The organism is Rhodococcus sp. IEGM 1241 (assembly GCF_033142365.1).
Lineage (GTDB): Bacteria > Actinomycetota > Actinomycetes > Mycobacteriales > Mycobacteriaceae > Rhodococcus_F > Rhodococcus_F erythropolis.
This window is the reverse complement of sequence record NZ_JAWLSE010000001.1, coordinates 1,728,037-1,752,904: the sequence shown is the minus strand read 5'-3', so window position 1 is coordinate 1,752,904 and position 24,868 is coordinate 1,728,037. Positions and strand designations below refer to the sequence as shown.

The following is a 24,868-nucleotide window of genomic DNA, read 5'->3' as shown; positions in this document are numbered from 1 at the left end:
TGTTAGACCAACCTCAAGTGTCGATGCGAGTCGACGCCGACTGTGTCGGCAACGACTTCCATCGCTCTCTTCCACGACACGGCCATCTCGTCGAGTTGCTCACGCGGGTCCACCGCGCGGCCCCTGGAGGCACGCGCCATCTGAAACTGCACGCTCTTGGCCCCGGACGCCACTTTGCGGAAATCTGGCGCAGCTTCGCCTGTCCCGGAGAAACCTGCAGTGTCCAAAAACTCGCTGGCGTCGGCTGCCAGCTCCGCGCTGGCACCACACTGACGAAGTAGCCCGAAGGACCAGAGGTGAAAGGCATCCATACCCGCCCCCTGCACCCATTCGAGGTCGTCGATCACCCGGCGTCCCAGCTCTCGCACGGGATTACCCGCGGCTCGAACCGCTACGTTCCGCCGAGCCACTTCGGCGATGTTTCCGGCGTTGGTCGCGTGAACCGGATTCAACCTGATCTGTTCGACGTACGGCACGAACGAAGGAAGTGAGGAACGATCGAGATCGAAGACACCGGAGAAATCGTCGCCTCGCAGCAAGTAGTACCCGCTGTTGTGGAAGTATTCGAGCTCGCCGGCAACGCGATCGATCCGATTGGGCACGATCGTGGTCTTGGTGTGCCCCTCGTGATAACTCGTTCCGAGAGTGTCGGGAAGCCAGTATCCGTCGACTTCAACCGTCGACAGCATCCCAACCGCGAGGTTGTCCTCGACATGGATCAGCGGGGCCCGCCAGACGTTCATCTCGGCGACTTCGATTCCGTACAGCGCGTAGATGTCCTCGGCCTTGAGCTTGAGGAACGTCCACTGAGTCCCGTCGAACCGCGATGAGAAGGCACATGCCAGCGCCGGGACGGGGTCCAATCCCAGCGAATGCAACACTTCGATCCACAGATCCGTATAGCAGTTGGTCTGCGCCCACACCCGGTCGTCCTGGTGCAACGAATGGGGTTGGTAGCGATCAGGTGAAATGTCGATGAGCCGGGACATCAGATGCCCATTCGTTCGCGTACGGAGGTTGGCCACGCAGCCACATCAAGACCATGAGTCCGCAACAAGGACAACGCGATTCGCTCCATCCCGAAGCCGACGCACGAGCTGTGCGCCACCTCCCCCTCCGCCGTTCGGATGTCGAAGTTGACACCGAAATGGTCGAGATGGTTGTTCGAGGACACGATCGCCGTGCCCTCGTCGAGATCTCCGTAGAGCCGAACCGTCAGTTCCGTCTTGAGATTCTCTTCACGCTGGTTGGCTGCGAGCATCTTTCCGGCGCGTCCGAAGAAAGGATCATTGGCAATCACCGGGGTGGCGTCGAGTTCGAGCCGGCCGAGCACCTCGAGCCCCCGCTCGATCCAGTGCTCGCGATGCGCTCGCGCTGCCGCGGCGTCACCGATCGTCACGAACTCGTGCATCCGAAACGCTTGCATGCGAGCCGGATCGATCGCCGGTTCGTGCCGGAAGCAAAAACCGTAGATGTCCAGCAGCACCCCGCCTTCGGGGAGAACTCCGGTGTATCGCGCATAGGCAGGATGGCACGCTGCGGAGACGAGCATGGTCTCGGTCGGCTCGAGGTGGCGATCCCACGATTGTCCGTCGGCGCGATCGGCCAGCAGTCGCGCGTGATCGCGATTGGAACCAGCGAAGGTGTTGATGGCGCCGGTGAGGTTGGGAAACGAAGCGATGTAGTCGGTGCGCTCGAAACTGCTACGAGGGAACACCGGCGGGAACCGCAGCCGAGTCGCGGCGTCGCCTGGCCCCGCTGCAACCACCACTCGGTCGATACCGTCGACGATGTCCTCGAACACGCCGGAACGCCCGTAGAGTCCCGGTACCTCTGTCTCGACGAGTAGTCCTTCGACGAGCAGTTCGCGTTGAAATGCAGCCCGAGCCCGATCCAGATCGGTCTCGCCTGTCACAGTCTCGGTTGTCACATTCTCCGTCGTCATAGCGTTCCCCGGTATCCGATAGCCATGTGAGCTGAACCTGCCATGATTCGATCGTTGTTCACCATCACCGCTGCGCCGTGCGCGTCACGAAGGTGCCGACCGAGCGAAAATTCGGTGTCCTCGCGATATCCCGAGATGCCACAGATCAGCATTGTCTGCCCCACGATTTCCACCACCGCGGTGGAGGCTGTGACTTTCAGGTTGTTCATCGCGAGCGAAAAGCCCACCGCTCCTGTCGCCTCGAAATCGGCGGCGCCTTCCGCAGCGTGAACTGCGCGGTCGTACCTGCGTGCAGAGGCGTCGACGAGATCGGCGAATTGTTGTGCCGAAGCAGCAACTTCGGCGAGCCGCAGCGCTCCGGGGGAAGTGACTCCGGGCTGCTTGCGGGCGGCGGCACGCACGTACTTGCGTGCCTTCTCGACTGCAGCGTCGGCAATTCCCAACCACACCGAACTCCAGACGACGTGCGAGACCGGAAGCATCGTATGGGTGGAGATATCGGAATACGGTACGTCGGCGACCATCTCGGGCGTCGAGGTGGCCCGAAGGATGTAACCAAGACTGCAAGTTCCCCTGAGTCCCAGCGTGTTCCACTCGGTGGTGCGTTCGAGCGTCAGGTCTGGGGTACGACACACAACGAGAACCTGATCGTTCGGCTGACTCTCCGGGGTTCGCCGAGCCGTCACGACTATCGCGTCGGAGTGTTCGCCGTACGAAATGACAGGCGCGTTCTTGATCAACAGCAGATGACCGCCCAAGTCTTCGACCGCGCAATAACTCCGGCTGACGTCACCACCGATTCCCAGCTCAGTGGTTGCCGATGCCAACAGCAGTTGCTTGTCGACCGTTTCTTCGACAAACCCGCGTAGCGCTTCGGTGTTGCCGTGCTTGACCAACGAGTAGATCTGCGTCTGATGCATCGCGAAAATCATTCCGCTTGCTGCACAGCGTGTTCCGATCACACGGGCGATCTGCGACACTTCCTGCAGCGAGAGTCCTTCGCCGCCTAGTTCCCTCGGCACAGCTACCGACAGCAGCCGTTCGCTTCGCATGGCGTCGACAGCTTCACGCGGAAACCTTGCCTCGGCATCGACTTCGTCGGCCCACACCGCTGCAACTTCGTCGGCCAACCGTGTGGCCCGCTCGAGGGCTGTCCCGGTGGCGCACTGCGATTGCGGAGCGTTCATGCAGCACCCAACTCCGTCAACGCACCCTCGATCGCCTTGACGCTTGCGAAAGTACTCTTCCGCAACAACTCGTCAGGAAACTCGATGTCGAACGAATCCTCCAGCGCCAACATGACATTCACGCTCGCGTGCGACGTCAAACCCAACTCGTAAAGATCGGCCTCTCCATCGATCGTGCTCACGTCGACTGCCAGCCGACCGTGCTCGACGAGCACTTTCCGAATTGCCTGATCAATCATCAGCGATGTCGTCCTTCTTTTCGATGCGAGCGCCCGAGCGTGTTGCGATCACCATTGCGATGGCCACGTCCGCTTCGTGCGAGATAGATACTTGAAAATCGTGCAGATCCTGGGCCCGCGCGAGTTCCGCGGCATTACCGGACAGCGTCACCCCACAGCCACCCCACTCGGCCCGAGTGATTTCGATGGAATTCCACGGAACGGGGACGTCACCAGGCCGCAGTACCTTCACAACAGCCTCTTTGGCGGCGAAGCGTGCAGCCAATCGCTGATCCCGCGCCGGCCCGGCGCACGTCTGCAATTCGTGCGGGGTGAAGGTCCGATCGAGATACCTCCGCCCGAAGAGTTCGATACTTCGAGTGACATCCACGACGTTCACTACGTCACAGCCGATCCGCGGGCCGATATCGAGCATCGGCGTCGGCGCAGTGTCACCCATCTGTTGACTCCCCATCTGGGGTCGTACACGCCGGGCAGCCCCCTATGCTGCCCGGTGCGCCGACGCCGTCACCCTGCCCTGACAAACCTTCATTCTCAGCAATTCTTCAGCTACCAGTAGAACATACCGCAATCCGAAGATGATGGGCAAGATCAGACTTCCAGATTCCCATCAACACTATAAACATACTCTTAGTTTGTTTCGAATGCAGAACAAAGAGAACAATGTCGCTACCAGGACATTTGCAGCAAACTGACCAAAGGAGCAGTGCGGAGGGCCAGTGATTTCAGTGATCGCTGGCAAGGCGGCGGGCCGCGAATTGCCTGAAGTACTCCACTTTCGATTCCGGGACCACGATCGGAAGTATCAGGTTCCACGATGCCTTCATGGAGTCCGAAAGCTCACGAACGGTCCCGGTCGCGGCTGCCATCAGCCGAACTCCGGACGCCACTTCCAACAGGAAACGAGCAATGTCAGCAGAATCCGCGTCCGAACGCAGATCACCTTCGTCTGCCGCACGGCTGGCAAGTTCACGGTAAATATCGAGCCACACGTCCAGAGTCGCCGGCCCGGAGCCCCGATAGTCCCCGATCTCGACCAACAAGCGGAACGTTGCTCTAACCATGGCGTCGTGCGCACCGATGTCGACGATGACCGACGAAATACCGATCAGCGACTCGAGTGCGGGAGTGCGACGGTCCAACCAGAGCTCACATTTTGCGTCGAAACGCGCCGAACCCTCGTCGATCACCGCCCGCGCGAGTTCTTCCTTGGACCCGAAATGGAAGTACAGCGCGCCTTTGGTCACCTGCGACTCGGCGATGATCTCGCTCAAGCTGGCATTGGCATAACCCAGGCGCAAGAACACACCCGCTGCTCCGCGCAGCACCGAATCACGGGTGGCTTCTGCCCGTTCTTGCCTCACCATCGATCCGGCCTCCAATCACCACACATCGAACGAATCCTTGGTCTTACCCGTTCACAGCGTCAAAATGGAAGGCACGGTTCGGCATTCAACCCACCCTGCAAACAAATGAGACATTTGCCCATCAAACGATCGTGATACAGCGAACACAGCTTAGACCGCGATCCATCTCTGCGCGGCAGGCGCGCCTGGTTAACCCTCCAATTGTGGGTCGGCTTCCAGATTCGTCAGCCCATTCCAACACAAATTCACGAGGTGAGCGGCGACAACTTCCTTCGACGGAGTCCGTTCGTCGAGCCACCAAGTAGCCGTAGTGGACACCATGCCGACAAGCGCCTGTGCGTACATCGTTGCTAGTCCGGGGTCGAAACCGCGTCTGGAGAAGTCCCCCGCAAGCAGGTAGCCCACCTGACTGATCGCATCGTTGAGCAAGCTCGAATACGTCCCACTGGGCGCAACAACGGACGAATCGCGCACGAGTATCCGAAATCCGTCAGTGTGCTCTTCCACGTAGGTGAGCAAAGCCAACGCAACCCGCTCGACTCGAACTCTCGAGCGATTTTGCGAGAGCGAAGACGTGATCATCTCGAGGAGTCGCGACATCTCCCGGTCCACTACTACGGCGTACAGCCCCTCCTTGCCGCCGAAGTGCTCGTACACGACCGGCTTGGACACGTTTGCTCGCTGGGCGATCTCCTCGATCGAGGTCGCTTCGTATCCCCGTTCGGCGAACAATGCCCGCCCGATCTCGATCAGTTGTTGCCGACGTTGGGTACCGGTCATCCGGATCCGTGTCACTCGTTCGGGAACTGGATCCCCGCCACCCGAACCGGACACCGCCGCCATTGTCTTCCTCTCGCCGACACACAAATTACTGCTGTGGACGCTCAGCCTATCGGGACTTCGGGGACCCAATCAGAGGAGCGGTTCGACCTACGGCGGGTCGGCATGCGATTATTCTTGCGCGCGTTCGGCCGCAAGGCTCGGCAATGCGTGGCAATCCGCCGTGGTGTAATGGCAGCACCTCTGATTTTGGTTCAGATAGTTCAGGTTCGAGTCCTGGCGGCGGAGCTGGTGAACAACATGCATTTTCCGAGCGGAAATGCGTGTCTTGATCGACAGTTTGATCGACAGTTTGATCGACAGAGGGAGCTCAAACCAGTGCAGACCGCCGTGATCGTTCTCGCAGCGGGTGCCGGTACACGAATGAAGTCGAAGACTCCCAAGGTCCTCCACACTCTTGCCGGACGCAGCATGCTGGCACATTCGCTTCACGCGGCAACCTCACTGAACCCCACGCACCTGGTTACCGTCGTCGGTCACGATCGTGAGCGTGTCACCGAAGCAGTCAACGCAGTCGCGGGTGAACTGGGCCGGCCCGTCACCGTCGCCGTTCAGGACGAGCAGAAGGGCACCGGGCACGCCGTCAGTTGCGGACTCGAGGGTCTGCCGGCCGACTTCGCCGGAACCGTACTCGTGACGGCCGCCGACGTGCCGCTGCTCGACGGCAAGACCATCGCAGACCTCCTCGCTCAGCACACTGCCGCCCCCGCGGCCGCGGTCACGGTGTTGACGTCGACCGCCCTCGACCCCACCGGCTACGGACGGATCCTTCGCACGACGGACGGCGAAGTCAACGCCATCGTCGAAGAGAAGGAAGCCACCGATTCGCAGCGCTCGATCACCGAGGTCAATTCAGGTGTCTACGCCTTCGACTTCGAGACTCTGCGCGATGCGCTGGCGTCTCTCGACTCCAACAACGCACAGCACGAGTTCTATCTCACTGATGTGATCATGATCGCCCGTCGCGCGGGCAAGCGTGTTCGCGCGCAGCACATCGCGGATTCGGTTCTCGTCGCGGGCGCCAACGACCGCGTGCAGCTCTCGACGCTCGCCCGCGAGATGAACCGTCGGATCCTCGAGACGTGGATGCGTGCCGGCGTCACCGTCGTCGATCCGGCGAGCACGTGGATCGATTGCGGCGTGCACATCGCACAGGACGTGACGCTCCTGCCCGGAGTTCAGTTGACCGGCACAACGTCGGTGGGCGAGGACGCCGTGATCGGCCCCGACACCACCTTGGACAACGTGAGCGTCGGGGAGCGCGCGCAAGTCGTCCGCTCCCACGGGACCGACTCCGTGATCGGAGCCGACGCGACCGTCGGTCCTTTCGCCTACCTGCGGCCGGCTACACGCCTCGGTGACCACGGGAAGATCGGCGCATACGTGGAAACGAAGAACGCGGACATCGGCGAGCATTCGAAGATTCCGCATCTTACCTACGTCGGCGACGCCACCATCGGCCATCACAGCAACATCGGGGCTTCGAGCGTCTTCGTCAATTACGACGGCGTGAACAAGAGCCGTACTGTGGTGGGGTCGCATGTGCGAACCGGCTCCGACACGATGTTCGTCGCCCCGCTCACCGTTGGTGACGGCGCATACACCGGGGCCGGAACCGTTCTGCGAAACGACGTACCGCCAGGGGCGCTTGCCGTCTCGGGTGGTTTGCAGCGCAACATCGAGGGCTGGGTTCAGAAGAATCGTCCCGGCACGCCCGCGGCCGATGCTGCAGCAGCAGCTGCACAACCTGACGGCCCTGCAACAACCTGACAGCACAGATCACCACCAGATCGACCGGCAAGTACAAAAGGATGGCATGAACCAGTGACTGCGAATTGGATCGACAACCAGAAGAACCTGATGTTGTTCTCGGGTCGCGCACATCCCGAGTTGGCGGAGCAGGTGGCGAAGGAACTCGACATCCGCGTCACCCCGCAGACCGCGCGCGACTTCGCGAACGGTGAGATCTTCGTTCGATTCGAAGAGTCGGTTCGCGGCTCCGACGCGTTCGTCCTGCAGAGTCATCCGGCACCGCTGAACACGTGGGTGATGGAGCAGCTCATCATGATCGACGCTCTCAAGCGTGGATCGGCCAAGCGCATCACTGCCGTTCTTCCGTTCTACCCGTACGCCCGCCAGGACAAGAAGCACCGCGGACGCGAGCCGATCTCCGCTCGCCTGATCGCTGACCTGCTCAAGACCGCCGGCGCCGATCGCATCATCACGGTCGACCTGCATACCGATCAGATCCAGGGCTTTTTCGACGGCCCCGTCGATCACATGCACGCACACAGCCAGTTGGCCAACCATATTCGCGCGGGCTACAACCTCGAGAACATCACGGTGGTCTCCCCCGACTCGGGCCGCGTTCGCGTCGCCGAGAAATGGGCCGACTCGCTCGGCGGAGCGCCGCTGGCGTTCATTCACAAGACGCGCGATCCCTTGGTACCCAACCAGGTCAAGTCCAACCGCGTGGTCGGTGATGTCGAAGGTCGCACCTGCATCCTGATCGACGACATGATCGACACCGGCGGAACCATCGCCGGCGCGGTCAAGGTACTCAAGGAGGCCGGAGCGGGTGACGTCGTCATCGCCGCAACCCACGGCGTCCTCTCCGACCCTGCTGCCGAGCGTCTGTCGACGTGTGGCGCAAAGGAAGTTGTTGTCACCAATACACTTCCGATCGACGAGTCGAAGAAGTTCCCGACGCTGACGGTGCTGTCCATCGCACCGCTGCTGGCTCGCACCATCAAGGAAGTTTTCGAGAACGGTTCTGTGACTTCGCTGTTCAACGGCAGCGCCTAGTCTCACGCTGCTCTACGGGCGCGTACCTGTGACTTCACGGTCACTGGTACGCGCCCGTCGTCGTCTTCGTGAACACCATAGAAACAGACCACCCGGTCACCATGAAACCACCTGTGGGACACACGAATACCACCGAATGCGGCATTCAGCATGATCTTGATCACGCCCACGACCAGAAACCCAGGTCGATGTTGGGGCGGTGTTCACCGCGCCGCAATCTTCGCCTAGTGTGGCTCGTCGTGATCGACGCGCAAACCCTGGAATCCCGGCCCGAATCTCATTCCCTGAATTCATCAGTTCCGACGATCCGGCGGTGGCGCCCAGGATCTTGTGTCTGGTGCGGAGACGACAACTCCGTGGACATGTTCCGCAACGAACCCCGCTGTGGAAAATGTCGTGAAAACGAAGGCATCATCGACGACGCGAAGCGCTTCCTCGGTATGTACGGTCTGCGCCCGCTCGGCGGCACGCTGCAGTCCGACGACGACGAAGAACGCGAGTACCGCGTCAACGCTCGCGAGGCTCGCCGAGTTCTGAACGAGATCCGCATGGACGTCCTTCCCGATGCGGCCGCCGTTCGCAAGGCGATTCGGCCCCGTGCCGCAACGGTTGTCGCCGACACGTCACCCGCACGGGCTTCCCGCCCCGCCAGCACGGGCACAGCGACGCGCGTTGCCGCTCCGGTCAAGACGGACACCGTGGACATCGACACGCTCCAGGCTCGCGTCCTAGGGCTTCTCGATCAGCTCGGTTCGATCGACGAGCAGATCAAGGTCGCCGAACTCGCACAAGGGTTGCCGGCGCGCGCGCGACTGAGCGATCTCAACAAGCAGAAGGCCACGGTTCTTCGCACGCTGGCCGCTCTCGAGAAGGCTCGCATCGCCGCCTCCAACTAATTCCTTCGCGTCCGTCCCACGGCCCCGTCTCCCTTGCGAGACGGGGCCGTTCTGTATGAGCAGGTACCTTTACGAATCGTGAATGACATCACCATCACCTTTGTCGTGCTTGCACTGGTCGTGGCGCTGTTCGTGATCGGCCGAATCCCGGTCGGCATCATCGCGATCGGCACTGCCCTGGCGCTCTACGCCACCGGCGTCATCACGATGGAGCAGGCGCTTGCCGGATTCGGCGATCCCACGGTGGTGTTCATCGCCGCGCTCTTCGTCGTCAGCGAAGCCCTCGACGCCACCGGTGTCACAACGTGGGCGGGCGAGAAACTACTGGCGAAAGTCGGCGAATCCCGTGTTCGCCTCTTGAGTGCGATCATGTTGCTGGTTGCCGCGTTGACCGCATTGATCAGCGTCAACGGAGCCGTAGCCGCGCTGGTGCCGATGGTGGTCGTCTTGGCAGTGCGTCTCGGTAAGTCGACGTCACAACTGCTTCTGCCGTTGGCATTTGCCGCCCATGCCGGTTCGATGCTCACCTTGACCGGAACACCGGTCAACATCATCGTTTCCGAAGCCGCCGAGGAATCCGGGGCCGGTGCTTTCGGGTTCTTCAGTTTCACCTTGGTCGGTGCGCCGCTCGTAGTGGGAACGATCGCGATCGCCGTACTTCTCGGTCCTCACGTCCTCCCCCATCGTGCGGGGACGTCGATGTCGCCTGACCTGAGCCGGCACGCCAAGACCCTCGCGAAGCAGTATCAGTTGATGGGCAAGGATGCGCCGTCCGCAGAGCCCTTGATCACCAAGCACGACGGTGTGGTCGAAGTGATAATCCCGCCGCGCTCGGAAATGATCGGCGACAGGGCTTTTCCCGGCATGGTGACCGACAGTGGCGATCTGGTGATCCTCGCGGTCCAGCGTGCCGGTGAGGACTGCGGCCCGAAGGGCGTCAAGTTGGCGGCAGGTGACACGCTCCTCCTGCAAGGCAGCTGGGACGATCTCGACACGCACACCGCGGTCGATCCGAACGTCCTCGTGGTCGACGCACCTGGTCAGATCCGTAAGCAGGCAGCGCCGTTGGGAACTCGCGCGGTCATCGCCCTCGTCGTCGTCGCGACGATGGTCGTGATGTTGACCTTCGGATTGGTGCCGTCGGCGATAGCCGGACTCCTCGCGGCGTGTGCAATGGTTTTGTTACGAGTGATCAGCGTGGAGCAAGCGCATCGGTCCATCTCGTGGACCACGTTGATCCTTGTCGGTGGAATGATCCCGCTCTCGACCGCGATCCAGCAGACCGGCGCAGCCGAGAAACTCGCTCATGCCTTCGTCGACGTCGTCGGTGGTGCAAGCCCGTATGTCGTCGTCGCCGGACTCTTCGTCGTGACGGCGACGCTGGGTCAGCTGATCAGCAACACCGCGACCGCGCTGATCATCACGCCGATCGCCATCTCGGTCGCCAGCGAACTCGATATCTCGGTGCTGCCCCTTCTGATGACGGTGACTGTCGCTGCCGCAGCCTCCTTCCTGACGCCCGTCGCCACTCCCGCGAACATGATGGTGATGGGACCTGGCGGATACAAGTTCGGCGACTACTGGAAGCTCGGACTCCCGATGTTGTTGTGGTTCCTGGTAGTTGCGACGGTGTTGATCCCAGTGATCTGGAGTTTCTGATGTGCTCACCCAAGGTGTTGTCGGAGGTCTACGAATCGATCGGACGAGAGGGCCGGAAAGTCAGCCGACGATCTATGTTCGCGGCGCTCGGCACTACTGCGCTCGGTGCGACCGTCGTTACCGGCGCGGTGCAGCCCATCGCGTCGGCAGCACCATCGGGTCGGACCATCGTCGATCTGACCCATGTACTGACGCCGGATTTCCCGGTGTGGCCGGGCGCGCGCTCGTTCGAGATGAGGAACCTGGCGAAGATCGCCGACGCCGGCGGGTCCCTGGGCTCGCTCGGGTCCGCTGGTTTCGGCGGAAACTTCTACCTCAACGAACTCCGCCTCGAGGAACACACCGGTACGCACATCGACGCTCCCGCACACGCCAGTGCGGACGGAATCACCGTCGAGAAGATTCCCGTCGCCGACCTTGTCGTGCCGATTGCGGTCGTCGACATCAGTGCCCGAGCCTCCGTCGACCCCGACACACTGCTCACCCGCCAGGACATCCTCGATTGGGAGTCCCTCCACGGGACCATCGCTCCCCGCAGCCTGGTCGCGATGAACTCGGGTTGGGATACCCGGGCCGGTGCCGGCGGAGCCTTCACGAATCGAGATGTACACGGCGTGCAACACACTCCGGGATTCGCCCCCGAAGCGATCGACTTCCTCGTCCGCGAGCGCGACATAGTGGCCGTGGGTTCGGACACCCTCAGCATCGACGCGGGCCGAAGCACCACCCACGGGGCTCACCGAAGCGCTTTGGGCTCAGGAAAGTACGCAGTCGAAGCCCTCGCGAACCTGTCCGCACTTCCGGCCGTCGGCGCCACGGTGATGGTGGGAGCGCCGACGCATGCGGGTGGTTCGGGTGGTCCGTGCCGGGTCATTGCCTGGTATTGAAGATCAGGGCGTTGGCGTCACCCGCAGCACCTTGTCGCCTGCTCCGTTGTCGGTGGTCACCAGGAGCGAGCCGTCCGGCGTCGGAGTCACCGAGCGCAAGCGCCCGAACTGGTTCACCAATCCGAAGGTCTGCGCGTCGACCGAACGGCCGTCGGCACTGAGGCGGAGGAAGATCAGTTCCTTGCTCTTGAGACCACCCATTACGAGTGCACCGTCCCAGGCGCCCCACGCCGCTCCGCCCGTGAAGGCAGCGCTGGCGGTAGCCAACGTGGAGCTACCCGAACGCCACACCGCCGCAATTGCTCCCGGCACTCGCACGGGATCGGTCATCGGCACGGATTCGTCGTACGTTCCGGGAAGCCGATCCGGGCGGTAGCCGTAATTTCCGCCGGGGGTAAGCAGATTGACTTCGTCGTCGACGCTTGTGCCCTGTTCAACCGAGTAGACCCGGCCGGTTCCAGGTTGCACGGCCAAGCCTTGGACGTTGCGATGCCCGAGCGTGTAGACGGGGCTGCCTGCGTTCGGATTCCCCGCTGCTGGAGATCCGTCGGCGTTGATGTGCAAGACCTTGCCGCCCAGCGAATTCGGATCCTGCGGAACGCTCGGCGTCGCGGTGTCACCCGTCCCGACGAACAGCGTTCCGTCCTGGGCCGCAAGAATTCGGCAACCCCCGTGACGCCCGGACGAGACCGGGATCCCTGGCAATACGGTTCCGGTCCGCGTGAGTGCGGTCCATCCGGCGTCGACGGTCCACGAGATCACTCGAACGTCCGTGACTCCCCCAGCGCTGAATCCCTGGCAGGTGTAGAGGGTGCGCGACTGAGCGAAGTCACGGGCAAGCGCGATGCCCATGAGCCCGGTTTCGGACTGAGCGTAGAGATCCGAAAGGTCAGCAGAGACTGGACCTGTCGTGTTGTCGCCGCGGCGTACGAAGAATCCGCCGGACCGTTGTCCCGTCAGGATCGCGCCGTCCGGGGCTGCCACGACGTCCCAGGGGTGATCGAGTCCGTCGACGAGTGTGGTGACCGACAGCTGCGGGAGGGTGTTCTCTATGGGAATGTCCGGGTCGTCACCGCCCAGCGATCCGGTACTGCCGTTGCCGAAACTGCCGGGGTCGAAGGGGAAGGGTTGAGCCACGCTCTGCGTTACCGGCATCACCAGTACTGCAGTCAGGGCCACGGTCAATGCGGCGAGCTTCGGATGACGCACGCGTTCTCCTCGGGTCGGAAACCGTTCTGCGCCTCACTATAAACAGACAAACACCATTTTTCGGGCCCTCTCGCTATACCCGCAGGCCACAGGAGAAACGAAACCCCTTCAGAAGTCGGCAAACTCCGGGAAGGCGTTCGCCAGTGGGGACGCGTTACGTCTTGATGCAGATCGTGCCTTCCGCCAGCCGGGCACACTCCAGTCCAGGAGGTATTCGAGATCCGCTTCCGCTCCCCTGTCCCGAAGTCCGAAACGTCGTTCCAGCGCATCGTCGTCCGTCAAATGCAGTCTCGCCGCGTCGGGCACTCTCGGTTCCGGGTCACAGAATGGGCCTACGGGCGCGGTAACCGTTCGTCGTCCTGACGGATCTTTCCACTCCAGAAGACCACCTCCGATTTGCTTCACTGTCCACCTGCCAAACGTCTTCAGTCGGTGATGTTTTCGACACAGACAGGCCAAGTTCCGTTCTGCAGTAGGCCCTCCCTGAGCGGGGTTGCCGTGATCGAACGGCACCGTGTGATCGATATCGCAACTATCCGAACGCACAACACAATTCGGAAAGCGGCACGTACCGTCTCGCGTCCTTACAATCGTCGCCAACGCCGCGGACGGCTGGTACGTGGATTCACCGCGCCGCGAACCACTGTTCCTTCTCGAGCGATTATCCCTTGCCGCAGCGGGCAATATCTCCGGTGAGCGCATCGACCGACCCACGCCGAGCACCGGTCCGACTGCCCCCGCAGTCGAACAATGTTGCACCTCGGACGGTGCAAGGGTGAGGACTCTCTGCCAGGTGGCGTCCGCGGCGATCGCGCGCGCAAGGTCGGCATCGATGTGGCCGTACCCCTGCAAATAGCCTGGCAGGTCGTCGAATCCGAGCAGGGTGGAAGCGTTGACACCCACAAGAATTGTCGCAATCGGGAGCGCGGAGGTCTTCGTATCATCCCTACGGGTGCAATCGCCGTCGCACTGACAATCCAACGACGTCTTTCCTTCCGCCAATGCGATCAGTGCATCGGCACGACGTTGCCCGAAAGTTCTCGGATCGGAACCACACACCTGCATCGACATCGCTCGGAGCCTGGTGGCCAAAGTCTGAGCGCCGACCGCTGGAAGCATTCCGTCCAGAGTCGACATACCGTCGTGCGACGCGCACGTCCGAACGTCCCGATCCGCCTCCGCACGAACTCGCCTGGCACGCACCCCATCAGGGTCGTGCCGAGCAATGAGACCTCGTGCGCGCGCCTTCAACTTGTTACCGGTTGCACGACAGGCACCGTCCACGAGGAGTCGCTCGATGTCATCGAGCGCGTGCTCGGAAACGTTGGCGAGAGCTTCGGACAGTGCCGTCGCTTTGGCCAGATCGATGTCACCGCAAGCAAAAGCGGCCGCCACCCGCGGAAGTCGCCAGCGCAGGTCACATCCCAGTGCAATCATTTTCTGCGCGGCGTACTCCGTAATGCTCAGTATCGACGCGATCTCCACGTGCGCGAATTGACCCCGAAAAGCCTCGTTGACTCCACCCGCGGCATCCTCCTCACAACGGTCCAAGTACAGCGCAGTGACCGCGTCGATCTCGAGGAAGTGGGCGCGCGCGATTTCCGCATGCTGCCGAAACAGTGCGTCCGCCGAAGTCTTCGATTCGAACATATGAGCGATTCTACGGGCGCCCACCGACAAGTTTTTGCGAAATCCCGGGGTATTCACCGATACCTTCTGCGCTCCGATGTCACTACGTTCAATCGCATGACTCAGCATCCGACACGAGATCAACCGTACTTCGGCATAGCGATATTCGAGTTGGGGAAGAATGACGGGGTCGGGTGCTTCTACCGAGAGGACTGTTATCTCATCTGGGCTGGCGACCCCGCTGAGGCGCAGTCAAAATTCGAACGCAAGGCCGGCGAGCAGGAGTATCCGCTCGGCGCGAGCGATGACCAGTCCTATGTAAAACTCGCGCATCTCGTGGATCTTGCGCCGGTGTCCGACGCTGTCCATACTGGCACCGCAGATCTCTACTCTCGACACTTCTCAAATATTGCCGCCTACAGAACTTTTGAGACACTTCTAGGAGGAGACCGCATCCTCTGACAAGCGCCCACTTCACGCCCGCTGCGCGCACAACAACGCGAAGCGCTGATCCTGATCTGTCCACACCTTCCGTACCCCGAAGCCCGCGGACGCGAGCTCCGCGGCAATCCCGTCCTCGGTGAACTTCGCCGAGATCTCGGTGCGTAGCTGCTCGCCCGCCGCGAAGGTGATCTCCAGATCCAGGTCGTCGATATGCACCGAGAGTTCACGAAGTGCTTCCAACCGCATTTCGATCCACTGGTTCTCGGCATCCCAGAGCGCGACGTGACGGAAGTCTTCCAAGGGAAAGTTCGCTCCCAGTTGCTTGTTCAGGACCGCGAGAACGTTGAGGTTGAACTGGGCAGTCACGCCGGCAGCGTCGTCGTAGGCGGGCACGAGAACCGCCGGATCGATCACCAATCCCACACCCAGGATCAGGTTCTCCCCCGGAGCGAGCACCGCTGCGATCCCCGAGAGGAACTCGGCTCGTTCTGCGGGAACGAGATTACCGAGAGTTCCGCCGAGAAAAGCGACCGCGCGCCGTCCACCACCGGGCAGATGATGCAGCGAACCGGTGAAGTCGCTGACCACTCCGAGCACGTCGATTCCGGGAAACTCGGCGCCGACTTGCTGCGCCGCGCCTTCGAGGGCCGTCACCGAAACATCCTGCGGTACATACGTTCGCAGAGTTCCGCGAGCCGTCATCGCGTCGAGGAGTAACCGCGTCTTCTCCGAGGAACCTGAACCCAGTTCGATCAGGATCTCGGGTTCGGTCAACGCCGCGATCTCGTCGGCGTACTGCGTGAGCAGGCCGCGTTCGGTACGGGTGGGGTAATACTCGGGTAAGGCCGTGATCTCCTCGAACAGTTCACTTCCACGCGCGTCGTAGAACCATTTGGGCGAGAGCCACTTCGGCGTAGCGGTCAGACCCTCCCTGGCCTCGGCTCGCAGTGCGTCGACCGATTCGGCCGGTGTCAGATAAACCTCGAGCGTAGGGGTTTTCATTTTTCTCCCATCGGGATCGGGGTGATGATCACATGGCCGGGACGCGCGCAGACGATGTGCCGGTCCGGCACCTGCTCCCAGTCCGGGGATCGATCGAACGGTTCGGAAACGATCAGGGCCCGCGACTCGTCGACCCGCGTGTACAACGTGTGGCCCCACGCCGTGGCCCACAGTTCCTGCCCGTCGCCGAACAGGAGGTTCAATCGTGAATCCGGCGCCGCCGCAGCCACATCGTGAACGAGGCTCGTCACGGCGACCTCCGCGGGCTTCGACTTCAACCGATGCCGAAGCACTGTCCACAACAAGGCAGCATCCGTCGGGGCGGGCATCTTCAGCAGTTCGACGGCCGGAACTTCTGCCGCCAAGTCGGCAAGTGATCCAGGCCAACCGGATACCGCTCCGTTGTGACTGAAAGCGTAGGTTCCGTCGACGAACGGTGCGCAGGCACCGATCTCGACGGCCATCCCCTCCGTCGCGGAACGTACGGCGGCGAGAACGGATCCGGAAACGATGTGGGACAACGTCTCGTCGACTGTCGGGTCCGACCAGATCGGCGAGATACTGCGGTACCGTCCCTGTCTTCCACCGTTCCACCACACCGCACCGAATCCGTCGGCATTGATGGTCCCGCCGCCGCGCATCTCGCGAGGTGCCCACGACTGTCGCATCAGTGAGTTCTCGCCGTCGTGGATGAGTTCACGAACCGAACGTGGCGGCCCGAGATACCCGAGGTGCCGACACATGTCAGGGTCTACCCGAAATCGTTCTGGCGCAACGGAAACCCGAGAAGATCTGGCGCCTGATCGGATGGTCCCAGTTACGGAACGTCCCACGACAGGCAACGCTGTCGGTCCCGAAAGATCCCCCTCGCAACACCTTGTAGTCGCCGCCGAAGAATACCTCCGAGTACTCCCGATACGGGAATGCCCGGAAACCCGGATACGGATGGAAACCCGAAGACGTCCACTCCCATACGTCGCCGATCAACTGCTCGACACCCGCTGCTGACGCCCCTGCTGGGTAAGAACCGACGCCGGCGGGGCCGAGATGGCGTTGACCGAGATTGGCGAGATTCTCGTCTGCGGACGCGTCCCCCCACGGGAACCGTCGTGATCTTCCGGATTCCGGATCCCAGCGCGCGGCCTTTTCCCATTCCGCCTCGGTGGGAAGCCGTTTGCCTGCCCAGCTGGCGTAGGCCTCGGCCTCGTAGTAGCTCACATGCACTACCGGCTTGTCCGGCGGAACCGGAGCCTCGACGCCGAAAGTCTCGTGCCACCAACCCGAATTGTCGTGTTCCCAGAACAGGGGTGCACGAAGTTTCGCGTCGACGCGATGCCGCCAACCGTCGCGAGACCACAGTTCCGGTCGGGAATACCCGCCGTCCTCGATGAATTCGACGAACTGCCCGTTCGTGACCGGGAATTTGTCGATCGCGAAGTCGGTGAGATAGACCTGATGCGCAGTGCGCTCGTTGTCGAGTGCCCACGGTTCGTCGTCGGTCCCCATGACGAAGGGGCCGGCGGGAATCGTGACCTCGTCGAGTTCCGGCATGCGGGCCGCTTGCGGAGCGGGAGTCGCAACGAGTGCCGTGGGCCCCGAACGCAATTGGTGGGTCGCGAGCATGGTCTCGGCGTGTTGCTGCTCGTGCTGCGCGATCATCCCGAAGGCAAAACCGTCCACGTCGAGTTCTGTACGACCGAACGTGCTGGCTTCGAGCACATCCCAGACCTTCCCACGGACCGTACGTACGTATTCGCGCGCCTCGGCCGGGTTGAGCAGGGGAAGTGTGGGTCTCGACGATCTCGAATGCTTGAAAGCGTCGTACAGCTCGTCTATGTCGCTACGCACCGGATCGCGGCCACCGACATCACGCACCAACCAGAGTTCCTCTTGATTACCGATGTGCGCCAGGTCCCACACGAGTGGACTCATCAACGGGGAATGCTGAGCGATCAATTCGGTATCGTCGACGCAGTCGGTGAGCAGCGTCGACCGCTCACGCGCTCGCAGAAGTACGGCCTCGACCGCTTCCTTGGTGATCTCCCCCGTCATGTGTCGCTCTCACCGGGCACGATTGCGCGACAACACCGTTCGGCTGCGGCATCGAGAAGACGAACGAACTGCGGCTCTGGCGCGTACGACGCGGCAAGCGACATCAGAGAGGTTGCAGCCGAACGCAGTTCGACATCGTCCAATCCGTACTCCGCCGCGTCTCGCCACCGCCCGGCCGTAGATGCTGCAGCATCACTGGCCTCCCTCATCACGGCAGGCCCGGACAGCAACGCGTCGATCGCTGCTACCGGTACTCGCCACAGATCTCCCGGCTGCGCATCGATGTAGCGAACCTCCAGATGCCCGACGGCGCGAACCGGCGGGAACAGCGTGGACAGGTGATAGTCCAAGTCTGCCCAGACGGGTCGGCGTCCGATCTCGGCATCCACAGCGCCGTCTATCCAGTCTCCGAAAGTGGCACCCCGCGGAGCCGTCCAATCGTCACCCTCGTTTCGCACACACATCAGCGGAACATCGAGCGCCCAGCCGGCGTAGTCCTGCACTTGCGGGACTGCGACCGTTCGCCAGGAATCGAGTTCGAGCCACGTCCGCATGCGTTGGGACGCCCAATCTCCCTTCGGAACCCCTTGCAAGCGTGGAGAACACGCAAACGCTGCGATGAGAGCCGGGCCCATGTCCCCGAGGAGCCGCCAACGCTGGGCGATGGACTCCGGGCTGCCGCCGGCATCGACACTGATCTGTACTGCCGCGGTATTGCACATCATCAAGGTGCCGTACGGTCCTATCCCGGCGAAGCGGGATTCCATTGCGCAATAACGCGGCAGCCGGAGAATCCGGGAAGGTGGACGGGCGACGTCGGCCGCCGCCGAACTGATTTCGATGGAGTACGGCGCGAGGAGTGTTTCGAGAGTACGACGGTCGTCGTCGAGGCAGTCACACAGTTCGCGAGCGGACGTGCGCGGCGCTGAGGAGAGTTCTATTTGTCCGCCAGGTTCTACGGTGACGAGGCTGCCACGCGGAAGCGGTGCCGCCGGTGAATCAGGGTCGATACTGGTGGGTGCATGTCGCCCGAGTGCCCTTGCCAGAGTCGCGGCTGACGGCCTCTCTCCACCGGGAACGTGGCTGGTCAGCCACTCGAGTTCAGCTCCTACCAAGCGGGGTGGCCCCTGTTTGAAGCACACACCACCGACGTAGGCCTCGGCCGCAGGACGCGAATCCACCTGCGTGGTCTGTGCTGCTGTCAACGCTGCTGTCACCATTCGACTTCCCCTTCGGGCGGTCTTCGCGGTCGCTACCGACGATAGAACGCCAACGTCCGAGATGCACCCTTTGTGGTGTTACGTGTCGTTGAATTTCTTCAGTCGTATCCACCGGTACCCACAACCGGCCAGAACAACACCTACCCCGAAAACAACCGCAATCCACGGAAGTGTGACCACCAGAACGACACAACCAGCCGCGCCGACCGCTTGCAGCCACTTCGGATACATCCGGTCCACCCCGCGCTGGCTGTACGCACTCACGTTCGCGACGAGGTAGTAGAGCAGCACTCCGAACGACGAAAAGCCGATCACCCCACGAAGATCGGTTGTCGACACCAAAACGATCACGACAGCACCGACCACAAGTTCCGCATGGTGAGGTACCTCGAACCGTGGGTGGACGGCTGACAGGGCAACCGGCAGATCACGCTCGCGTGCCATCGCCATCGCCGTACGGCTCACCCCCGCGATCAGAGCCAGCAGCGCCCCCGCCGACGCCGCCACGGCACCGATCACCACTACGGGAACTGCCCAGTTCCACCCGGTCGCGCCCACTGCATCGGCCAAGGGCCGTGCCGAGTTCGCCAGCCGATCAGGTCCCAACGTCACCAACAGCACCACCGCTACCAGTGCATAGAGGATGACGGCGACGGTGAGAGCAATCAGGATCGCCCGCGGAATCGTGCGGCGCGGATCGCGCACTTCCTCCCCCAGTGTTGCGATCCTGGCGTAGCCGGCGAAGGCGAAGAACAGCAGCCCCGCCGATTGCAGGATTCCGTACCACGACCCGAACGCGAGATCCGGGAGCTCGCGCACTGCACCAGGACCGACGACGGCAACCAGCAGCGCTACGCACAGTGCGGTCGCCGACACAGCGACGATCACCCTGGCCATGTGCGCCGTCCGCGTCACTCCGCGGTAGTTGACTGCAACCAGCGCCGCCACCACCAATACCGCGACGGGAACACGCCAGGCCGTAGGCGCAACATACGTCGCGAAAGTCAGGGCCATTGCCGCGCAACTCGCGGTCTTCCCGATCACGAACGACCAGCCTGCGGCAAACCCCCACCAGGGTCCGAGCTGCTCACGTCCGTAGACGTAGGTCCCACCTGACGTGGGGTATCTGGCCGCAAGCTGCGCCGACGACGTCGCGTTGCAGAATGCGATGAACGCTGCAACCGCCAGGCCCACAAGCAACCCGGTACCGGCTACTGCGGCAGCGGGCGCGAACACCACGAAGACTCCGGCGCCGATCATCGCGCCGAGGCCGATCACTACGGCATCGACCGTGCCCAGCCTTCGCTCCATCGGGACAGCTTCGTTCACAGGTAGTTTGAACCACACCGACATGAACGGAAGGTGCCATGTTCGATCTCGACACGATCCGCCGCGACACTCCCGGATGCCTCGACAAGGTGTTCCTCGACAGCGCGGGATCCTCGCTCCCGCCCGAGCCGGTGCTGACCACGATGATCGAGCACCTGCGACGTGAAGCCGACGTCGGCGGATACGTCGCAGCTGCTCGTCAGAGCGGCGCCCTGGCTGCTGTTCCGCATTCGCTGGCCCGGGTCATCGGCGCTCAGGCAACCGATATCGCGTTGACGGACAGCGCGACCCGCGCGTGGAATGACTTCTTCGCCTCGGTTTCGCTCGGACCTGGTGATCGAATCCTCATCAGCGGAGTCGAATACGCGAGCAACGCCATCGCCGCGCTGGGGCGGGCGCGTTCGACCGGCGCCCACGTCGAGATCATCCCGAGCGATCAGTACGGACGCATCGACCTCGACGCACTCGAGAACATGCTCGACGATCGGGTTCGCCTCGTCTCCGTCGTCCACGTCCCCACCAACGGCGGCCTGATCAACCCCGTTTGCGAGGTCGTCGAATTGGCCAGAGCCCATGGCTCTCTCGTTCTGCTCGACGCGTGCCAGTCCTTCGGCCAGTTGCCCATCGACGTCACCGAACTCGGCATCGACGCCCTCAGCGCCACCGGCCGCAAGTGGCTCCGCGGGCCACGCGGAACCGGATTCCTGTACGTCCGCCCCGGACTCGTCGACGCGCTCGAACCTGCTGCGATGGATCTGCACGGAGCGGAATGGACGAGCGAGAACAGCTTCGTCCCTGCACCGGACGCAACACGATTCGAACTCTGGGAGACGAGTGTCGCTGCGCGCCTGGGTCTTGGCGTCGCCGCCGATTATCTGCTCTCGATCGGCACCGACACGGTGTGGGCACAGATCGAATCCAGAGCAGTCGCGCTGCGGCAAGGGCTGGCATCGATTCCCGGAGTCGACGTCCACGATCGAGGGACCCAGCTGAGCGGCATCGTTTCCTTCACCGTCGAAGGTATTTCCGAGCACCTCGTGCGGGATCAGCTTGCAGCACAGAACATCACCGTCACCGTCAGCGGTCGCGGGTCCACGCTCCTCGACATGGATGCACGCGGGCTCGACGCCGTGGTTCGCGCATCGCCGCACTACTTCGTCGACGAAGCGGACCTGGACGCATTCCTTAGCGCGGTCAGGAGATTACAAACCTCCCGTTGACCGGGACCACACCTGATCCGCGGAAGTCGAAACTGCAACTGTGTGGCGATCAGTAGTTTCGTCTTCCGAAAGGACGCTTCGCATGGCCGACCCGACCGTCAGACCGATCTCCGCTGCAGACATCACCACCTGGGACTACGAGGCCGACGTCGTCGTCGCGGGATACGGCATCGCCGGGGTCACCGCTGCGATCGAAGCAGCGCGTGCCGGCGCCGAGGTGCTCGTCCTGGAGCGGACGGGCGGTTGGGGCGGAGCCGCGTCACTGGCTGGTGGATTCATCTACCTGGGCGGTGGAACGCCGTTGCAGAAGGCGTGCGGGTTCGAGGACTCGGTCGAGAACATGAAGACGTTCATGAAGGCAGCGCTCGGCCCCGGAACCGACGACACGAAGATCGACGCGTACTGCGAGGGCAGCGTCGATCACTACAACTGGCTCGTCGACGCCGGCGTCCCGTTCAAGGAATCGTTCTGGGGTCAGCCCGGCTGGGAACCGCCGTACGACGACGGCCTCATGTACTCAGGCGGCGAAAACGCCGCACCGTTCAACGCGCTCGTCGATCCCGCGCCCCGCGGACACGTCCCGCAGATGAGCGAGAAGAAGACCGGCGAGCAGGGCGGCGGCTACATGCTGATGAAGCCACTCGTCGAGACGGCCGAAAAGCTCGGTGTCCGTGCAGAATACGATCTGCGTGTCCAGACTTTGGTGGTCGACGGCGATCGGGTCGTGGGAGTTGTCGCCAAGCGCTACGGCAAGGACGTCGCGATTCGTGCCCGCAAAGGCGTCGTGCTTGCGATGGGCAGTTTCGCGTACAACAACGAGATGGTGCGCTCGAACGCACCGCGTATCTTCGGCCACCCGGCGGCCTCGATCGAAGCGCACGACGGCCGCGCAATCCAGATCGGTCAGGCTCTGGGCGCCGACACCGCACACATGGACGCCACCGAGGTCGCGTTCTTCTGCGACCCACAGTTGATGGTGCGCGGCATTCTTGTCAACGGCCGTGGTCAGCGATACATCCCCGAAGACACCTACCCGGGCCGCATCGGACAGGCAACACTGTTCCAGCAGGACAACCAGGCATTCCTCGTGATCGACGAAGCTGCGTACGAGGAAGGCATGAATGCCGAATCGTCCAGTGCGCAGTTGCGGGCGCAGCCGACCTGGGTGGCGGAAACCGTCGAGGAACTCGAAGCCGAGGTGGGGCTTCCCGCCGGATCGCTGCAATCGACCGTCGACCTCTACAACCGTCACGCGGCTGAAGGGTCCGACCCGGTGCTCGGCAAGAAGTCCGAGTGGGTCAAGCCGATCGTCGGCCCGTTCGCGGCAATCGATCTACGTGGCCGCACAGGCGGATTCACGCTGGGAGGATTGAAGACAACCGTCGATTCCGAGGTTCTGCACGTCTCGGGTGCGCCGATCCCCGGACTGTTCGCAGCGGGGCGCTGCACGTCCGGTGTCTGCGCAGGTGGTTACGCCAGCGGAACCAGTCTCGGCGACGGCAGCTTCTTCGGACGTCGTGCCGGAATCAGCGCAGCGCGCTAGGTCACCACAACCCGCACGCCGTCGGCAAAGCGGTACGGCTGAGTCTGCAGAACCGCGCCGAGGTGTTTCCTCAATCTGGACACCTCGGCGCGCACTGCCACCACATGCTCGCGATCACCGAAGAGCACTTCGCTCAGGCCTGCGGCATCCACGCCAGCCGATCCCACAGCTGCCAGCGCACGCAAGATCTGAGCGTGACGCGGCGAAAGCGCGCGCGTCCAGTTTGCATCACCACGCACCGTCACCTGCGGCGATGCACCGAGGGACAGCTCGAGCTCGATCACCGGCCCGCCGACGCCGGTGCGCAACAGCCAGCCGTCACCGAGCGGCTCAGGCAGACACATCCCAAGACCTGGCACGATGACGGGCTTTCCCGCACTGGGTGCCGCCACCCGGTCAGGCGCGGCAATCCCGCTGGCGCCGGCCACCCAGCCGAACTCGTCGACCACCAATGCCGGACCCGTGCCCGCCGCGAACAATGGCGCCGCCCGCGAGCGCAGGCGATCGAGCTGAGCTGAATGCTCGCGCCACAGCGTCGCCTCCGCGAGGCGAACCGCGGTGCGAACCAGCGCGACAGTGGTGGGATGCACCGAGGCTGCGGACCCGCTGATGTCCACCACACCCAGGATCTCGCCTGTCCGGGGGTCGTGCACGGGCGAGCCTGTACATGACCAATTGTGATGCGTCGGCGCATAGTGCTCGGCCGAGAAGAGTTGCACCGCAGAATCTTCGATCAGCGCGGTACCGATCGCGTTGGTACCCACCGACTGCTCCGACCAGCGCGCGCCTTCGGCGAACCCGAGTGCGTCCGCCGCACGTTTGACGGTCTTCGCCCCTTCACGCCAGAGCAGGACACCGTCGGCGTCGGCAACGACCACGATGAAGCCCGCGTCCTCGGCGACCTCGGTGAGCGTGGTTCGCAGTTCGGGCAGAACGCTGCGCAGCGCGGTACGCGAACGCCTCGACTCCAACTCGGAGAAATCGGCGACAGCGGACGCGCCGCAATGATCGGGCGCGAGCCCACCCGCGGCCACCCGCGACCACGATCGCGCCACGACGGTCCGCGGCTGCGCCGGTGGTTCCTGCCCCGAGAGAACTGCGTCGTGCACCCGGCTCAGTAGGCGCGCATGCTGCGACAGGTCGGTACCCGGCACGACGGCACCGAGCCGACTGCCTTCGGGAGCGCTCCCCACGGTGGTCACTCCGTCAGGCTACCGCTTTCGATGTGACGCGAACCACGTCCACACGGCCAGGTCCCCACCACCTGCGATTAGCGGCGGGGAGCAAACTCCGGTAACGTATCCAAAGTTGTCTCGGCGAGGGTGAATCGCAGCAGTTCCACACGTTGCAGGTTTACCGTGATCGACGCGGCTACGGCTCAGCTCGAGCGTTTCG

At 62.8% G+C, this 24,868-nt stretch carries 23 protein-coding genes and 1 tRNA gene; 9 read left to right on the top strand and 15 right to left on the bottom strand.

Annotated elements, in window-relative coordinates; genetic code table 11:
* Nucleotides 1-2: 2 nt before the first annotated feature.
* The 7 genes from R4P70_RS08470 to R4P70_RS08440 form a co-directional block, all read right to left on the bottom strand.
* Entirely contained in the window at nucleotides 3-989 is a 987-nt protein-coding gene (locus R4P70_RS08470) for a DUF1839 family protein (protein WP_019744648.1), read from the bottom strand.
* Nucleotides 989-1,945, bottom strand: a complete 957-nt coding sequence (locus R4P70_RS08465) for an amino acid--[acyl-carrier-protein] ligase (protein WP_031333718.1) — start codon at nucleotides 1,943-1,945, stop codon at nucleotides 989-991. Before R4P70_RS08465 ends, R4P70_RS08470 begins: the two co-directional genes overlap by 1 nt.
* A complete protein-coding gene (locus R4P70_RS08460; protein WP_020908563.1) occupies nucleotides 1,942-3,132 on the bottom strand; it encodes an acyl-CoA dehydrogenase family protein in 1,191 nt (396 codons plus the stop codon). Before R4P70_RS08460 ends, R4P70_RS08465 begins: the two co-directional genes overlap by 4 nt.
* A complete protein-coding gene (locus R4P70_RS08455) occupies nucleotides 3,129-3,371 on the bottom strand; it encodes an acyl carrier protein (protein ID WP_003946296.1) in 243 nt (80 codons plus the stop codon). The genes R4P70_RS08460 and R4P70_RS08455 overlap by 4 nt, the downstream gene beginning before the upstream one ends.
* Entirely contained in the window at nucleotides 3,364-3,810 is a 447-nt protein-coding gene (locus tag R4P70_RS08450; protein ID WP_020970291.1) for a holo-ACP synthase, read from the bottom strand. Before R4P70_RS08450 ends, R4P70_RS08455 begins: the two co-directional genes overlap by 8 nt.
* A gap of 286 nt (nucleotides 3,811-4,096) precedes the next feature.
* Nucleotides 4,097-4,738 carry a ScbR family autoregulator-binding transcription factor gene (locus tag R4P70_RS08445; protein ID WP_003946317.1) on the bottom strand — a complete coding sequence of 214 codons (642 nt, stop codon included), beginning with the start codon at nucleotides 4,736-4,738 and terminating at the stop codon, nucleotides 4,097-4,099.
* Nucleotides 4,739-4,927: 189 nt separating this feature from the next.
* The gene (locus R4P70_RS08440) at nucleotides 4,928-5,581 is read right to left on the bottom strand and encodes a TetR/AcrR family transcriptional regulator (protein ID WP_019744652.1); all 654 of its coding nucleotides are present in this window, start codon (nucleotides 5,579-5,581) and stop codon (nucleotides 4,928-4,930) included.
* Nucleotides 5,582-5,735: 154 nt separating this feature from the next.
* Between R4P70_RS08440 and R4P70_RS08435 the strand changes: the two genes are divergently transcribed.
* The 6 genes from R4P70_RS08435 (at nucleotide 5,736) to R4P70_RS08410 (ending at nucleotide 11,825) form a co-directional block, all read left to right on the top strand.
* A tRNA-Gln gene (locus R4P70_RS08435) sits at nucleotides 5,736-5,806 on the top strand.
* Between the two features lie 90 nt (nucleotides 5,807-5,896).
* Nucleotides 5,897-7,348, top strand: a complete 1,452-nt coding sequence (gene glmU / locus R4P70_RS08430; protein ID WP_019744653.1) for a bifunctional UDP-N-acetylglucosamine diphosphorylase/glucosamine-1-phosphate N-acetyltransferase GlmU — start codon at nucleotides 5,897-5,899, stop codon at nucleotides 7,346-7,348.
* A gap of 54 nt (nucleotides 7,349-7,402) precedes the next feature.
* Entirely contained in the window at nucleotides 7,403-8,383 is a 981-nt protein-coding gene (locus R4P70_RS08425; protein WP_019744654.1) for a ribose-phosphate diphosphokinase, read from the top strand.
* A 239-nt stretch (nucleotides 8,384-8,622) separates the two neighbouring features.
* On the top strand, nucleotides 8,623-9,279 hold the full coding sequence (locus tag R4P70_RS08420) for a hypothetical protein (protein ID WP_024487329.1): 657 nt from the start codon (nucleotides 8,623-8,625) through the stop codon (nucleotides 9,277-9,279).
* 78 nt (nucleotides 9,280-9,357) lie between these two features.
* Nucleotides 9,358-10,938: an SLC13 family permease gene (locus tag R4P70_RS08415; RefSeq protein ID WP_317830661.1), complete on the top strand. Its 1,581-nt coding sequence runs from the start codon at nucleotides 9,358-9,360 to the stop codon at nucleotides 10,936-10,938.
* A complete protein-coding gene (locus R4P70_RS08410; protein ID WP_317830660.1) occupies nucleotides 10,938-11,825 on the top strand; it encodes a cyclase family protein in 888 nt (295 codons plus the stop codon). The genes R4P70_RS08415 and R4P70_RS08410 overlap by 1 nt, the downstream gene beginning before the upstream one ends.
* A gap of 3 nt (nucleotides 11,826-11,828) precedes the next feature.
* Here R4P70_RS08410 and R4P70_RS08405 read toward each other — a convergent pair whose 3' ends face one another.
* Together R4P70_RS08405 and R4P70_RS08400 are read right to left on the bottom strand one after the other, a co-directional pair.
* Nucleotides 11,829-13,034: a PQQ-dependent sugar dehydrogenase gene (locus tag R4P70_RS08405; RefSeq protein WP_020908570.1), complete on the bottom strand. Its 1,206-nt coding sequence runs from the start codon at nucleotides 13,032-13,034 to the stop codon at nucleotides 11,829-11,831.
* Between the two features lie 108 nt (nucleotides 13,035-13,142).
* Entirely contained in the window at nucleotides 13,143-14,684 is a 1,542-nt protein-coding gene (locus R4P70_RS08400) for an HNH endonuclease signature motif containing protein (protein WP_317830659.1), read from the bottom strand.
* Nucleotides 14,685-14,780: 96 nt separating this feature from the next.
* Between R4P70_RS08400 and R4P70_RS08395 the strand changes: the two genes are divergently transcribed.
* Nucleotides 14,781-15,125 (top strand): DUF4288 domain-containing protein, encoded by a 345-nt coding sequence (locus R4P70_RS08395; RefSeq protein ID WP_041816113.1) that lies wholly within the window; start codon nucleotides 14,781-14,783, stop codon nucleotides 15,123-15,125.
* A gap of 12 nt (nucleotides 15,126-15,137) precedes the next feature.
* On the opposite strand, the gene egtD is transcribed toward R4P70_RS08395, so the two are convergent.
* The 5 genes from egtD to R4P70_RS08370 form a co-directional block, all read right to left on the bottom strand.
* A complete protein-coding gene (gene egtD / locus R4P70_RS08390; RefSeq protein WP_019744659.1) occupies nucleotides 15,138-16,109 on the bottom strand; it encodes an L-histidine N(alpha)-methyltransferase in 972 nt (323 codons plus the stop codon).
* Nucleotides 16,106-16,852 (bottom strand): ergothioneine biosynthesis protein EgtC, encoded by a 747-nt coding sequence (egtC, locus tag R4P70_RS08385; RefSeq protein WP_019744660.1) that lies wholly within the window; start codon nucleotides 16,850-16,852, stop codon nucleotides 16,106-16,108. The genes egtD and egtC overlap by 4 nt, the downstream gene beginning before the upstream one ends.
* 1 nt (nucleotide 16,853) lies before the next feature.
* Nucleotides 16,854-18,161: an ergothioneine biosynthesis protein EgtB gene (gene egtB, locus R4P70_RS08380; RefSeq protein WP_317830658.1), complete on the bottom strand. Its 1,308-nt coding sequence runs from the start codon at nucleotides 18,159-18,161 to the stop codon at nucleotides 16,854-16,856.
* Nucleotides 18,158-19,381 carry an ergothioneine biosynthesis glutamate--cysteine ligase EgtA gene (gene egtA, locus R4P70_RS08375; RefSeq protein WP_019744662.1) on the bottom strand — a complete coding sequence of 408 codons (1,224 nt, stop codon included), beginning with the start codon at nucleotides 19,379-19,381 and terminating at the stop codon, nucleotides 18,158-18,160. Before egtA ends, egtB begins: the two co-directional genes overlap by 4 nt.
* Nucleotides 19,382-19,459: 78 nt before the next feature.
* Nucleotides 19,460-20,734, bottom strand: a complete 1,275-nt coding sequence (locus R4P70_RS08370) for an APC family permease (RefSeq protein WP_317830657.1) — start codon at nucleotides 20,732-20,734, stop codon at nucleotides 19,460-19,462.
* 14 nt (nucleotides 20,735-20,748) lie between these two features.
* On the opposite strand from R4P70_RS08370, the gene R4P70_RS08365 reads away from it, so the two are divergent.
* Both R4P70_RS08365 and R4P70_RS08360 read left to right on the top strand, forming a co-directional pair.
* The gene (locus R4P70_RS08365; protein WP_047888913.1) at nucleotides 20,749-21,930 is read left to right on the top strand and encodes an aminotransferase class V-fold PLP-dependent enzyme; all 1,182 of its coding nucleotides are present in this window, start codon (nucleotides 20,749-20,751) and stop codon (nucleotides 21,928-21,930) included.
* 82 nt (nucleotides 21,931-22,012) lie between these two features.
* The gene (locus tag R4P70_RS08360; RefSeq protein WP_317830656.1) at nucleotides 22,013-23,473 is read left to right on the top strand and encodes an FAD-dependent oxidoreductase; all 1,461 of its coding nucleotides are present in this window, start codon (nucleotides 22,013-22,015) and stop codon (nucleotides 23,471-23,473) included.
* Here the strand turns inward: R4P70_RS08360 and R4P70_RS08355 are convergent.
* Entirely contained in the window at nucleotides 23,470-24,675 is a 1,206-nt protein-coding gene (locus R4P70_RS08355) for a GAF domain-containing protein (protein ID WP_020908578.1), read from the bottom strand. The genes R4P70_RS08360 and R4P70_RS08355 overlap by 4 nt on opposite strands.
* Between the last annotated feature and the right edge of the window lie 193 nt (nucleotides 24,676-24,868).

Excerpts from the sequence above, each read along its gene's own strand:
- R4P70_RS08470 (WP_019744648.1), bottom strand. The coding sequence starts at position 989 with ATGTCCCGGCTCATCGACATTTCACCTGATCGCTACCAACCCCATTCG.
- R4P70_RS08465 (WP_031333718.1), bottom strand. The coding sequence starts at position 1,945 with ATGACGACGGAGAATGTGACAACCGAGACTGTGACAGGCGAGACCGAT.
- R4P70_RS08460 (WP_020908563.1), bottom strand. The coding sequence starts at position 3,132 with ATGAACGCTCCGCAATCGCAGTGCGCCACCGGGACAGCCCTCGAGCGG.
- R4P70_RS08455 (WP_003946296.1), bottom strand. The coding sequence starts at position 3,371 with ATGATTGATCAGGCAATTCGGAAAGTGCTCGTCGAGCACGGTCGGCTG.
- R4P70_RS08450 (WP_020970291.1), bottom strand. The coding sequence starts at position 3,810 with ATGGGTGACACTGCGCCGACGCCGATGCTCGATATCGGCCCGCGGATC.
- R4P70_RS08445 (WP_003946317.1), bottom strand. The coding sequence starts at position 4,738 with ATGGTGAGGCAAGAACGGGCAGAAGCCACCCGTGATTCGGTGCTGCGC.
- R4P70_RS08440 (WP_019744652.1), bottom strand. The coding sequence starts at position 5,581 with ATGGCGGCGGTGTCCGGTTCGGGTGGCGGGGATCCAGTTCCCGAACGA.
- R4P70_RS08410 (WP_317830660.1), top strand. The coding sequence starts at position 10,938 with ATGTGCTCACCCAAGGTGTTGTCGGAGGTCTACGAATCGATCGGACGA.
- R4P70_RS08400 (WP_317830659.1), bottom strand. The coding sequence starts at position 14,684 with ATGTTCGAATCGAAGACTTCGGCGGACGCACTGTTTCGGCAGCATGCG.
- R4P70_RS08395 (WP_041816113.1), top strand. The coding sequence starts at position 14,781 with ATGACTCAGCATCCGACACGAGATCAACCGTACTTCGGCATAGCGATA.
- egtD (WP_019744659.1), bottom strand. The coding sequence starts at position 16,109 with ATGAAAACCCCTACGCTCGAGGTTTATCTGACACCGGCCGAATCGGTC.
- egtC (WP_019744660.1), bottom strand. The coding sequence starts at position 16,852 with ATGTGTCGGCACCTCGGGTATCTCGGGCCGCCACGTTCGGTTCGTGAA.
- egtB (WP_317830658.1), bottom strand. The coding sequence starts at position 18,161 with ATGACGGGGGAGATCACCAAGGAAGCGGTCGAGGCCGTACTTCTGCGA.
- egtA (WP_019744662.1), bottom strand. The coding sequence starts at position 19,381 with ATGGTGACAGCAGCGTTGACAGCAGCACAGACCACGCAGGTGGATTCG.
- R4P70_RS08370 (WP_317830657.1), bottom strand. The coding sequence starts at position 20,734 with ATGTCGGTGTGGTTCAAACTACCTGTGAACGAAGCTGTCCCGATGGAG.
- R4P70_RS08365 (WP_047888913.1), top strand. The coding sequence starts at position 20,749 with ATGTTCGATCTCGACACGATCCGCCGCGACACTCCCGGATGCCTCGAC.
- R4P70_RS08360 (WP_317830656.1), top strand. The coding sequence starts at position 22,013 with ATGGCCGACCCGACCGTCAGACCGATCTCCGCTGCAGACATCACCACC.